Genomic DNA, 12,699 nt, shown 5'->3' with positions numbered 1-12,699 from the left:
TATAATGATCGTTCTATCTAAAAGGCGGTGGATTTAATGAAAAAAATTATCTTTCCAGGCATTGCACTTATCGCTGTATGTTATGCATTCGGGCGATTCAGTTATGGATTGTTTATGCCGGAAATTTCGGAAGCCTTACAATTGAATGATGCAGCCTCTGGCGCGATTAACTCAGGAACGTATATTGCCTACTGTCTGTCCCTTCTAACTGCACCACTGTTGATTAATCGCAAGGGACATCATTATGTCATTCAATTGGCAGGGATCAGCGCAGTGCTCGGATTAACCGGCATTGCCCTGGCTCAGAATGCCTGGGTTCTTACATTTAGTATATTTCTAGCCGGTTTGAGTACAGGCTGGGCCTCTCCAGCCCTCGGTAACACGGTTAATGCCGAGCTTGCTCCCGATCTTCAAGCAAGAGGCAACAGTTGGATTAACACCGGAACCAGCTTCGGGATTGTAATATCGGGTCCACTCTACTGGCTGTTCACGGATTACTGGCGTCTAACCTACATCCTGTTTGCTGTAATCGGTGTTGTGGTTCTTTTGTGGAACAGACGTGTTATTCCGGCAACCAAGACACTGCCTTGTACCAAGTCTCTCTGGACATGTATGAAACCTACCAGACCAGGGTCTGCTCTGCTCATGGCTTGTCTGTTGACAGGTTTCAGTTCTGCAATCTACTGGACCTTTGCCCGGAACTTCCTCACAGACGAGAAAGGGGCCTCCGATTCGGAAGCCGTGTTGTTCTGGATTGTGATGGGGGTTATGGGGATACTCGGTGGATGCGCTGGTCGCATTATTGAACGGATCGAGATTGGGTGGTCCTACCGAATAGGCATACTGTTATTGGCTATTTCGCTCGGGGTTATCCTTCTGCCATCGATGACTGCCAGCCTCATCTCTGCGATCATGTTTGGCAGCACGTATATTTTCCTGACCAGTGTATTTATCGTTTGGGCCACGAGACTATTCAGTCCGAATGTATCCATCGGAATTAGTCTCGCCTTTCTCGCGCTGGGTGTTGGGCAATTCCTTGGCTCATCCATGGCAGGTTACACGATTGAAGTGTTTTCCAATACAACGGCATTTCTGGCCTTTGCTGTACTCGGCCTGTTCGGATTGCTAATTCGGGTGAAATAAATGACAGAACGACCTTCTGATCACTGTTATTCTACTCGGCGAACACTTCCGGTCGCCCCATGTTGAAGCTGTACATTTGTAAAAGTAACCGTTGTCCCCTGCCCAATGGGGGATTGGGCCACAATGCCAACTTTGATCTCTTCCGGGCAGTCGAGTCCGAAATAACGAACCAGCTTCCACTTCTCTCCATCTTGAGAATAATGGAAAGCAAAGCTGTTGCCTGCCCGGGCTACACGTAAATAAGGCTTGTTAACGTCTACAGGTGCGGATACACAATCATCCGAGTTACCACGAGTAACAACACTAAGAATAGACGGCTGTTCTTCAAAATACTCAAAGCAAACTTTAGCCCAATTCGTATCGTCCACCCTCACCATCAGGCAACCCGAGTCATACTGTTCTTTCATGTCCACCTGTACTTGAGCGACGATGCTGAAATCTCCCTTTACTATCGTATGTAAAAATGGAGCTGAAGCTTTCACCGGCTCACCTCCCGGATCAATGAAAAAGTCACTGATTGGCGAAACGGTTATCGTTACTTTGCCGTCTTCAATGGACCAATCTGCTGGCTCGTTCAGCCATCCCAGGTTGGCAGATAATGTTTGACCTGAACAATGTTCGAATAGATTCGTCATGTGGCACACCCTTTGTCTGTGATTTTGAATTCGCTGAGTTCTCTGTTGTATTCGTGAAATAACGGAATTATCCTTTTGGATCAGTAAAAGGAAAAAAGCGACTCACATGAGTCGCTTGTAATCCTTATATATACATAATCGTATTCGGTATTTCATATCAATAGCACGCTATACCGACAATACATCGGATGCACATCTAAAACCGATATGTCCGGTGGATGTATCCGACGTATTGGGAATCCGTGCTGCCACTCTGTACCGGTTGCAATAGGAACGGTGGCAAAGGTAGGAACCGCCTTTTAACACCTTGCGAACTTCATCGGGAGAAGCAACAATCTCAGTAAGTATAGACTTCTCATGATCCGTAACATAGTTGTCAGCGCACCATTCCCATACATTACCTGACATGTTGTACAATCCATATCCGTTCGCAGTAAAGGATCGGGATGGAGCTGTACCCGCATAACCATCTGCGGCATTATTTTGAGTTGGAAAGGTTCCTTGCCAGATATTGCACTGGTGCTGTCCATCCGGCCGCAGAACGTCACCCCAGGGATATTTCTTCTGGATTAATCCACCTCGGGCTGCATATTCCCACTCGGCTTCTGAGGGCAGGCGCTTACCCGCCCAGTCACAATACGCATTGGCATCGTTCCAGGAGACATGGATAACGGGATGGTCAGCCCTGTCATTTGCATCAGAGTCAGGTCCTTCGGGATGAGACCAGTCCGCACCTTCAACAACCCACCACCAGGGCGTTGACTGCACCACAGTACGAACATGAGCAGCCGTTTGCGAAGAAACGAATAAATGAAAAACAAAGGACCAGCCGAATCGCTCGGCCTCCGTTCGATAACCTGTCTCCCTCACAAACTGTCCAAACTGCGCATTGGTCACCGTGCATTCATCCAGATAAAAGGAGTCTACCTGGGTTTCCCGGACTGGCCCTTCCCCATCACTTGCAAAAGCTTCCGGATCATTGGTGCCCATAAGGAACCTTCCACCTTCAATCCATATGCGGTCCCTGTCGTTTCGCCCAGCGATGTATCCATCATCTCCTCCCAGCGCACTAAGCGGTAGGCGGTCAACGGAAAGTGGAGATGCATTGTCAGACGCTACACTCATGTCACGGGTAGCCGTCAATTCGGGCTTGTCCTCTGATTGAATTTTCACTTCCATCCTGCCGCTCCGACTCGCAGAACAACAGCAGGAAGTTTCCTTTTTGGATATCTGACCATGCATCTGAAGCATCCCCTTCCCCTGATTTAAGATTCCTGATCCTCATTGTACACGACGGGAAGAATGTCCGGAACGGTTGGTGTTGTCATTCCTTCACCCAGATAATAATCCGTCAACAAGGATTGCATATATCCTTTCACCGCTAGCCCATTGCGGTAGGCCGGGTTATGCGGCAACGTGTAGATGCGAACATCGGATGGTATCGTTGTTGTATACAGACGCAATGCTGTGAAATCACTCGTTTCATAGAGAATTTCCTCTCTCCAATCCCCGAGCAGATCACCATAGAGCACAGGGGCGTTTCTGGAATTCACGCGAACATCATCGGCTGTAAACAGACGTGTTGTTGTGTTCTGCTCCCAATCCCACTTTTCCACAAAATTCTTATCCAGCAGCTCGCCGAGCACATCACCATCCCACCAAATTCTGAAATTGGTTGAGGGCTGAACTGAGCTGATCACCTCACCGTGCACATTGTAGATATTGCCTGAACTGGACCACATCTCAAGCCCATGGTGCGTTGGATCAATATCCGCCAGTGTTCCCCGTGCGACGTCCTGCGGGATTTCCCCTGTACGAATGATCTCGCCCGTCGCCGCATCGGCATAAAACCAAGGGAATTGATTGACGTTTCCGTTCTCCGCCTGCTGAATCCCGAATTGCTCCAGCCCCGGTCGATCCGGATCAATGTCTGTAATGTGAAAACGATCGCCATGGACTACACCCGGCAGACTGTATAAGGTCTCTCCGTTATCATCCAGCGCCCAGCCTCCGAATGACACCTCATCCTTCCCATCCCCGTCAAGATCCAGTATACGAATCTGGTGGAAAAACTCACCGTCCGCTCCCGCATGTCTCCAACGCTCGGTCAGGGCACCGCCTGCATAGTCATAGGCTGACGTCACATACTGAAAGTTGCGGCTGAGCGCACGATTCTTAAGCGCCGTAATCAGGCTTGGATGTTCACCATCCAGATAAGCAATGCCAAAGTGCCCACTGAGGGGACCATCGGCTGCATAATCATTGGTTATCGCTGTGCGTGCCGCTTCTGTTCCGGTCAGTCCATCCACGACGGACACATATTGAGCACGCTCCGTTGTCGCAGGAACGACCTGACCATCTGCAAACGTTACCCCTTCAAAGGTACGCAGCAGCACTTCAGCCTTCCCGTCACTGTCCAGATCAAATACCGTTATATTGTCGTTGTCCCGCCAGCCGCCAAGTCCCGGCACTCCAAATTCACTGACGGAAGCAGGCGGCGCATTATATGTATCTATCGTTGTGACACTGTATGGCCCCAGATCAATCCGCCACAGGAAACCTTCGGTCAGACTGTAGGCCTCCACATATTTATTGCCTCCGTTCACCGGAATGCGGGTGACCACGTATTCATATTCCCCATCACCGTCCAGATCCCCAGGCCAGCCATGCTGCACAAAATAATCGGACGGATTGGATGTTATATTTTGCAATGGAATACTGAAGTAATTGCGGATCTCGGGATTGGCTGCCAATACGACCTCGTCACTCGCATCCTGTAAGCTATCCTCCACATAAGACTTCACGATATACGTATGGCTCTGGGTTACATCTACATTGGTGTCCGTATAATTGGTTCCCTGTGTCAAAGGCTGGTCATTCAGCTTCACCTCTTCTGTACCCGTCCGACGATAGATATCAAATGTAACCTGCTGCGGTTCGGTCCCAAGCAGACGCCAGCTCAGATATACCTTGTTCTCTCCCAGATATATCGCAGTAAGGCCGCGTCCCAGATTTTCAACCAGACGTGGTGCAGACCCTTCTGCGGCATCTGCCTGAAGTACTCCCCCTCCCGGTGAAACAAGGCCTGTCCATCCAATAACGCCACTTAACAGCAATGTGAATAGTACTTTTGTTCCTTTGACCACAGTTGATTTGGTTTTCATTTACAATTCCCCTCCGTCGATTGGTTAGTATATGCTTACAAAAAGAGCAAAGTCGGTTATCTCTGTCCCCACGAGCCAATCTAATGAGATCGACTGATCTGGATCAGCAATAACTGCTTTGCCTCCGGATGCCCGGTCAACAGGGTCTATCTACCGCTCTAACGGCTTGGTTCCTCCACGATCATAGAAAAAGGGGCCTTTCGCCCAACTGACAGCCAGATGCATCAGCAGTTCGGTCTTTAGTTGCTCCCGAATTACAGCATGCTGCTCCTCATCATACAGGTTCGTCCACTCATGAGGGTCAACCGTCAGGTGATACAATTCCCCCTTCGTTTCATGCACTCTGGATGCAGACTCTGCGACAGAACCTTCCAGGTACAGAATGAGCTTCCACTCCGCAGTTCGCCACATATAGGCCGGAGCCGAATGAGGTGCCGTTACTCCCTTCCCATGGAATTCACAGAACGTTCCGCGATGCCGGAGATCGCCCAGCAGATCGACACCAGGCAGCATCGGATTCGCTTGAAGTCCGGCTGCACGCGTCAAAGTGGGCACCAGATCCACCAACTCCGCAGGCCCCTGGTCGATCGTTCCGCGCTTCTGCTCCTTAATGTGGGTACCAGACAAGATAAGCGGCACCCTCACGCTGCTGTCATACAGATTATATTTGGTGAAGCGAAACTGTCGTTCCCCCAGCATCTCTCCATGATCCGAGACAAATACAATCAGCGCGTTCTCCAGCCTTCCCAGGTTCTCCAACTTCTCCAAAGCGAGTCCAAAGTAATGATCGAGCCAGGAGCAATTCGCCCAGTACCTTAACGTAGTCCACCTTCGCTCCTCCGAACTGCGCTGGTCCCATACCTTCTTCTTGTCGAGATACGACTGTCGACTATTCGAATTCAATTCATCGGAAGCTGCCAGGTGAGTGTGCATTTCATCCTCCCAAGGCGGTTGCGGGATATCCGGGATATCTTCCAGCCTATACAAGTCTTCGAATGTTTTCGGTACATTGAACCCGGCATGAGGCTTCAGGAAAGACAGATAAAAAAATAACGGCCGCTCCGGGTCTACCCCTTCATCCAAAAATTGCAGCGCCTGTTCGGCTACCCAGCCATCCCTGTGCTGATTCATCGGAATCTGACTCGTAAGCCCTGTATAACCATTGACATTTTCCTCACCGCTACCAAAATCCTTGGTCTCCTGATGGTAGGCTTCCAGTGCTTCGGGATGGGTGTCACCCATCATTGTCGCTCCCTGTTCATAATGACCACTTTGACGGGAAAGTCCGATGGATCTTACTTCAAACCCTCGCGTGGAAGGCTCATCTACGCTCTCGCTATGGTTCCAATGCGTTTTCCCGAATCCGGCTGTCTGATACCCTGCGCGGTGCATCAACTCCGGCAAAGGTTCGGAGGGCAACTTGTCTTCCTCAAACAATCCGCCATAATTCGTTCGAACCCCAAGCTGTGACGGATAATACCCCATCATCATGGAGCTTCGACTTGGCGCACACATTGGCGATTGGCAAACTGCATCGCGGAAAGTGATTCCCTCGGCTGCAAGTTTATCGAGATTCGGTGTATGAATATGTTCATTGAACGTTCCAATACAGTCCCATCGTTGCTGATCTGTCATGAGAAAAATAATATTTGGCTTGTCCTGTGACACGTCACATCCCACTCTCCTTTGGGCTGAAAACTAAGGCGTGATTTAAACGGAGCGGTTACCCCGATTGTGCCCGGTATGCTTGTGAATGTCTTCCCGATAACGACTTGGCGTCGTTCCCTCACTTTTTTTGAACAAACGATTGAAGTAACTGGGCTGATAGCCCACCTGCTCCGCAATTTCACTGATCTTGACATCTGTTGATTCAAGCAGCTCTTTGGCCCGATGGAGCCTCACCTCAGTCAAATAGTCCACAAAATTTTGCCCGAATGACTGCTTGAATGCCCGGCTTAATGTGTAAGAATGAATCCCGTGAAGATCTGCCAATTCATCCAGCGATAATGCTTCTGCATACTGCTGCTGCGCATGTTCCTTCATCTGATGAACAGCCATCTGTATCTGCTTCTCTTCCTTGCCTGTGAATTCCTCTACACATACGTGCACAATCCGTTCCCTGAACCACAGGAACAGTTCATCCAAATCATGCAGTTGCAGCACCTCTTCATACATCCCTACCCCAAACAGTTCGACTGGATCTTCCCCTAATTGCAAAAGGGTATATTGTATGCGTGCCAGCAGTTGGAATAAAGCTTGACGAACATGCTTCTCCGGCACTTCAGATCCAGCATACGTGCCAATAAATATGCTGAACTGTTCCAGGGCAGAGTCCTGTTCACCACTACGTAATGCCGAGATGATGGCCTGCTCCAGCTCAAGCGGATATACTCCATGTTCATTCACATCCTGCTCTGCCTCCTCATTCATATCAATGATGGTCGCATTGGAAGAGAACTGTCTTTTCCTCAATACAGCCCTCGATTCTCTGACCAGCTGTGGGATATGGGAAGCATCTGATGTGAGTTTACTGATCGAAACTGTCATGCGAACGTTCCATTCCGACTGCACAGTTTCAATCCAATGTTGGGCCATCCGAGATAATTCTTCTCTGAATTCAGGCGTTTCTGGCTGAATCTCTGGAGGGACAGCGAGCAACAGCGCAATGGACATGTCATGGTAATTGATCGTTTCGGCCCGGTAAGGAAGTTCCTCCAACTGCCTGTTCAGAATATCGGTTGCAGCAAAACTGATCCACTCCTGAGATTCACTCCGATTTCGCTCCTTAGCCCCATATAGAAGAACTGCACTCGGACGAATGTGAGCAAACAGGATGATAAACCGCTCATCCCTAAGAACCCAACCCAGCTGTGCCAGACGTTGCTTCCATTCATGGTCGGATGACAGTAACAGATGACCCAACGTGAGCTGAATCAACAAGCTCTCCCGGGCGAGTGGAAGTTGCTCTTCCAACCGTTGCTGCAACGATTCTCTCTCCTGATTAACACCAATCCAGCGCTGTTCAATATGCTTGATTTCATCCAGTTGCACAGACCCATTTGAACGAGTAGAAGCTGCGTACGACAATTGAGGAGAGGATGACACTTCTGGCGCTATAGCATCGACTGGTGCTCCAGTCACGGTAAATATTCGCAGTAATTTCGTAAACGGTTTATAGAGCTGGAGCGAACCGACCCACGACAGGATCAGAGCCAGCAAGAGTCCAGATCCGTTGATGAGAAGAACGATTCGGGGTACAGACACAATCGGAGCTACAATTTCATTGAGGGGAACCGCAGACACATAAGTCCAATCGGTACCTAATCTGCGGAAGGTGCCCGATTGAACCGAGTAGGTCAGTCCTTCATATTCCATTAGAAATGAAGACAGATTCCCTTCCAGGTTCAACAGATGTTCACGGACAGTATGCTGTAATCCACCAAGCGCCTGGTCTTGTGGAAGCATGGGCTTGCCCTGCTCATCCAGCAGGAATGTCGTCCCTCCATTATACGGAGACAAGGTCTGTAACATGTTACCCAGTTGCTTGTTATCCAGCGTGATCGTTAGTGCACCCAGTGCATCGTCGCTTCCACCGGGAAGTCGATTTACCATCATCATGGACATGCCATCCATGGAGCGGGACCAATATGTGGCCTGGGGCTGGTGAGTTAGCAGTTCATACTTCTCAATCTCCCCAGCGTCTTTAACAAAATCATATCGTTCAGAATCCATCTTCACGGCCTGGGGTTCCCCCAGATACAATTGAACTTTACCGATCAATGTATTGGAATTCTGAATCAGCAGCAGCAATCGGTACAGTTCATGCACCTGTTTATACTTGAATACAAAATCAAGCTCTTTCAGACGGTTATCGAAAACCGGATCGAAGGCCCACTGCGAGAAGGTCAATTCAAGCGCATCCAATTGATCGCCAACCCACACGGTACGTTGTTCAAACTGATGCAGATGGGTTTGCTGCAAAATCTTTTCCATTTTGACGGTGACCCAGCCATACAGCAGCACCCCTGTAATGACTCCCGGAATGCAGGCGATAAACAGAATCATCATCAGGCTGCGCCTGAAATAACGCCCTTTGGGTAATGGGTCTGCTGTGCGCTTGAATATCATCTGTATGGACCTCCTTCCCGGGAATACCCGCCTGAATGCAGATTCATCCTTTGACCGAGCCGATCAGTGCTCCTTTGGCAAAATGCTTTTGTATAAACGGATACACCACCAGTACTGGCAATATGGCTACAATGATCGCGGCCATCTTCAACATTTCTGTCGGCGGTGTCTCCACCTGCTGTCCAGGCGCAACCAGATCGATATTGGATGCGTTCAGCAACATGTTTTGCAGTAATACTTGGATGGGCCATTTGGCAGAATCATTCAGGTATAACAGTGCCGCGAAGAATTGATTCCAGTACCCTACAGCGAAAAACAATCCAAAGGCAGCAAGCGCAGGCATCGACAAGGGCAACACAATCGTGTACCAGGTTCGGATGGCACTACAGCCATCAATGGATGCCGCTTCGCTGATCTCTGCGGGCAGGCTGTCGAAGAAATTTTTCATCAACAACACCGTCCAGCCATTGGCGAGCGCAGGCAGAATTAATGCCCAGATATTATTGATCAGCCCCAGTTCCCTCACCAGCAGGTAATTCGGAATAATCCCCGGGCTAAACAAAATGGTTAGTACAATCAGGAACATCAGTATTTTTCTGAAGTGAAATCGCTTCTGGGACAGCGCATAAGCCAGAGAGGATGATACAGCCAGGCTGCACACCGTGCCAACAGTTGCCAGAAATGCACTGTTCCCCAGCGAGCGTGCAAAGGCAGGCGTGGATAACAAATACGTATAGGCTTCAACAGACCAGCGTTCCGGAAAGAGTACGATTTTCTTTTGCAAATACTCTCCGGGGTCCGTGAATGAAACGACGAAAACATAATATAGCGGGAAAAACATAACCACAGCCAGTAGTCCAAGCGTAACCACATTCAGGGACTGTCCAATTCGCTCACTCCATTTCATGCGATGCATTCGAAACCTCCTCTCCATTGATTAATGGCTGGCCCGGGTATGGGTAGGTACCGGAATGAACTAGTAGACACCTTCCTGACCCATGCGCTTAACCAAGCGATTTGCAACAACCACGAGCACCAGGCCAATCACGGATTTGAACAGCCCAACCGCTGTACTGTAGCTAAAATCGCCCTGCTCGATCCCTGTGCGGTATACATAGGTGTCGAACACTTCGGCCACTTCAGATACAGCGCCGTTGTACATAAGGAAGATTTGCTCAAACCCCACCTCCATGATGTCTCCGAGTCTTAAAATCAAAAGCACGATGATGACACTGCGGATGGCAGGCAACGTAATATGCCAGATCTGACGCAATCGTCCCGCTCCATCCATGCGTGCCGCCTCATACAGCTGAGTATCCACACTCGCCATGGCAGCCAGGAACACAATCGTGCCCCAACCAGCTTCCTTCCACATCGCTTGCAAGGTGACCATAATCCAGAAGCTGTCCGGGTTCGTCAATATATCCACGCGGGGCCATCCCCATAAAGTGAATAACTCGTTAACCAGTCCCGTTCCTTTGGCGAACAGCAGCAGTGTTAACCCGGCAATGATCACCCAGGAGAGGAAATGCGGCATGTAGATAATCGTTTGAATCAGTCTCTTATACGCCACACTTCGCAGTTCGTTGAGTCCCAGGGAAATCAGAATCGGAAAAGGAAAGAACAATATCAGATTGAGCAGGCTGATCGCAAGCGTATTTCGGAACAACAAGGCAAAGTCCGGATTACCAAATAGTGCTGTAAAGTGCTGCAAGCCAACCCACTCACTGCCCTGAATCCCCCGAAAGGGAGAGTAATCCTGAAACGCAATGATGATGCCCCACATCGGGATGTATTTGAAAATGAGGAAGAACAATACGCCCGGCAGTGCCAGCAAATATAACGAACGGTCACGCCGAAGTGCGGACAGCAGGTTTAACCCTTTCTTTTTGGATGAAGTCTGCTTCCCCTTAACCGTACTCATTCGTTGCTCATGGGTGCTCATGGTTTGCAGCTCCTTCCCTCAGATTCACTGTCCATTTCTTTTCTTGTAAGCTTCGGTCATCTCATCACTCATCGCCTGGAAATTCGGATCATTCCGTAGGGTTTCCACAAAGGCATCCCAAGCTTCAATCGGCTCCCGGCCCAGAATAATCTTTGCTTTCAGATCCTGGATCTTCTTGTTAAGTTCAGGCAGCACCTTCTGCCCGGTCTCGGATTGAAGGCCAGCAGCCAGATCCGCCACGCTCGTTTTGTCTCGCTCTGCCTCCACTTTTTTGAACAGTTCATTGGCCTGTGTCTCTTCATCCGTTTCACCCGTGGTATCCCAAGGCAGGTCGATGACGTTAACGATATGATTGAAATCCGACGCGTTATCCGCCGTCAACTTTTCACTACTTGCTACCTTTTTGCCATCGACCACTTCATAATGTGTACCTTCAATCCCGAACTGCTGGATTTCAAATACTTCCGGATTCATCCAGGTATCGACGAGTTGGAGAATTCGTTTCATCTTCTCTTCCGGCACACTAGCAGGGATCGCCAGAATACCGTTGTATCCCGAACCCTTCGGATTATATCCATTCAGATTGGTCAAAGGATAGAAATCCGTATATTTAAAAGAAGGATCGACCTTCTTCAGGTCATCGGCATAGATTTTGCGCATCGTACCTGTCTTGTCCACGATAATGCCCGCCTGATTGCGCTTGAACAGTTCCCTGGCCTGCGTCAGCTTGAGCGAAAGCAGATCTTCCGGCATCATGCCTCTGCTATAGGCTTTGGTTAGATATTGAAGAGATTCTTTCACCTCAGGCAACAGCTCCCTGTAGATCAACTTCCCCTGCGACTCATCCCATTTCCAACTGCTATTGGTTCCGATAAAAGAATTCTCAATGGCACCGAGTACTGGGCCCAGATTACCTCCCCAACCGAGATCATCGGGACTGATATAAGCGGCAAGTGCAGTGGTATCTTTAGTTCCGTTACCATCGGGGTCCTGCTCCACAAAAGCCTCCATCACGTTGAACAACTCATCCGTGGTCTCTGGCACCTGCAAATTCAATCGGTCAAGCCAATCCTTGCGGATGATGAAAAAAGAATCTCCAGTGACTGGACGAGGCCGCGGGATACCATAATTGTTACCATCTGCTGCCTTGGTCGTATCCCATGCAATATCAGGAATGCCTCCGCTAAGGTTGGTATAGTCCTTGATATAAGGGGTGATATCCCAGAAAGCACCTTGTTTGACCATCTTGGTGAAGGTACTTCCAAATGGATCATTAATCATGATGAGATCAGGTATATCCCCGGAAGCCAGGGTCAGATTGAGCTTGTCACCGTAGATATTGTTGGAGACCCACTGGATATTCATTTTGGAGTTAGTCGCTTCTTCAATGGCGCGTTTGATTACATTATCATCAGCAGCGGGGACGGCACTCGGCGTGATGGTCATAATGCTGACTTCCAACGGATCGTCGGCATTGCCGCTGCTGCCACTTACCTGTCCTTCTTCTTTACTTCCGCATGCACTAAGCACCACGGACATGACCATGACAACCGATATGATCCAGGCCAGATTACGGGTATTGCGTTTCTCCACTTTTTGCATAGGCTTTCCCATCCTCCTTAGTCTCTTAAACCTATAGTCTTAATCGGATTAACGATTAAAAAAGGGGCTTTGACAGGCTCTT

Annotated in this window: 9 protein-coding genes; 1 reads left to right on the top strand and 8 read right to left on the bottom strand. The window is 49.2% G+C overall.

Annotated features, from left to right (window positions below; all coding sequences use genetic code 11):
- The first annotated feature begins 36 nt into the window (after window positions 1-36).
- Entirely contained in the window at window positions 37-1,143 is a 1,107-nt protein-coding gene (locus tag BS614_RS12425) for an MFS transporter (RefSeq protein ID WP_074094257.1), read from the top strand.
- Between the two features lie 26 nt (window positions 1,144-1,169).
- Here the strand turns inward: BS614_RS12425 and BS614_RS12420 are convergent, their stop codons facing one another.
- From BS614_RS12420 to BS614_RS12385, 8 genes are all read right to left on the bottom strand, one after another.
- Window positions 1,170-1,778 (bottom strand): DUF1349 domain-containing protein, encoded by a 609-nt coding sequence (locus tag BS614_RS12420; RefSeq protein WP_074094256.1) that lies wholly within the window; start codon window positions 1,776-1,778, stop codon window positions 1,170-1,172.
- Window positions 1,779-1,946: 168 nt separating this feature from the next.
- Window positions 1,947-2,957 carry a formylglycine-generating enzyme family protein gene (locus tag BS614_RS12415; protein ID WP_084174884.1) on the bottom strand — a complete coding sequence of 337 codons (1,011 nt, stop codon included), beginning with the start codon at window positions 2,955-2,957 and terminating at the stop codon, window positions 1,947-1,949.
- Between the two features lie 86 nt (window positions 2,958-3,043).
- The gene (locus BS614_RS12410) at window positions 3,044-4,942 is read right to left on the bottom strand and encodes a rhamnogalacturonan lyase family protein (protein ID WP_074094254.1); all 1,899 of its coding nucleotides are present in this window, start codon (window positions 4,940-4,942) and stop codon (window positions 3,044-3,046) included.
- A gap of 150 nt (window positions 4,943-5,092) precedes the next feature.
- On the bottom strand, window positions 5,093-6,610 hold the full coding sequence (locus tag BS614_RS12405; RefSeq protein ID WP_074094253.1) for a sulfatase family protein: 1,518 nt from the start codon (window positions 6,608-6,610) through the stop codon (window positions 5,093-5,095).
- Between the two features lie 42 nt (window positions 6,611-6,652).
- On the bottom strand, window positions 6,653-9,070 hold the full coding sequence (locus BS614_RS12400) for an AraC family transcriptional regulator (RefSeq protein WP_074094252.1): 2,418 nt from the start codon (window positions 9,068-9,070) through the stop codon (window positions 6,653-6,655).
- 43 nt (window positions 9,071-9,113) lie between these two features.
- On the bottom strand, window positions 9,114-9,986 hold the full coding sequence (locus tag BS614_RS12395) for a carbohydrate ABC transporter permease (protein ID WP_074094251.1): 873 nt from the start codon (window positions 9,984-9,986) through the stop codon (window positions 9,114-9,116).
- A gap of 60 nt (window positions 9,987-10,046) precedes the next feature.
- Window positions 10,047-10,994, bottom strand: a complete 948-nt coding sequence (locus BS614_RS12390) for an ABC transporter permease (RefSeq protein ID WP_074096824.1) — start codon at window positions 10,992-10,994, stop codon at window positions 10,047-10,049.
- A 45-nt stretch (window positions 10,995-11,039) separates the two neighbouring features.
- On the bottom strand, window positions 11,040-12,617 hold the full coding sequence (locus BS614_RS12385; protein ID WP_074094250.1) for an extracellular solute-binding protein: 1,578 nt from the start codon (window positions 12,615-12,617) through the stop codon (window positions 11,040-11,042).
- Window positions 12,618-12,699: the final 82 nt, after the last annotated feature.

Source organism: Paenibacillus xylanexedens, assembly GCF_001908275.1.
Classification (GTDB): Bacteria; Bacillota; Bacilli; order Paenibacillales; family Paenibacillaceae; genus Paenibacillus; species Paenibacillus xylanexedens_A.
This window is presented reverse-complemented; position numbering and strand designations above follow the sequence as displayed.

Coding starts and splice junctions, on each gene's coding strand:
- BS614_RS12395 (WP_074094251.1), bottom strand. CDS start 9,986: ATGCATCGCATGAAATGGAGTGAGCGAATTGGACAGTCCCTGAATGTG.
- BS614_RS12415 (WP_084174884.1), bottom strand. CDS start 2,957: ATGGAAGTGAAAATTCAATCAGAGGACAAGCCCGAATTGACGGCTACC.
- BS614_RS12420 (WP_074094256.1), bottom strand. CDS start 1,778: ATGACGAATCTATTCGAACATTGTTCAGGTCAAACATTATCTGCCAAC.
- BS614_RS12390 (WP_074096824.1), bottom strand. CDS start 10,994: ATGAGTACGGTTAAGGGGAAGCAGACTTCATCCAAAAAGAAAGGGTTA.
- BS614_RS12410 (WP_074094254.1), bottom strand. CDS start 4,942: ATGAAAACCAAATCAACTGTGGTCAAAGGAACAAAAGTACTATTCACA.
- BS614_RS12385 (WP_074094250.1), bottom strand. CDS start 12,617: ATGCAAAAAGTGGAGAAACGCAATACCCGTAATCTGGCCTGGATCATA.
- BS614_RS12425 (WP_074094257.1), top strand. CDS start 37: ATGAAAAAAATTATCTTTCCAGGCATTGCACTTATCGCTGTATGTTAT.
- BS614_RS12400 (WP_074094252.1), bottom strand. CDS start 9,070: ATGATATTCAAGCGCACAGCAGACCCATTACCCAAAGGGCGTTATTTC.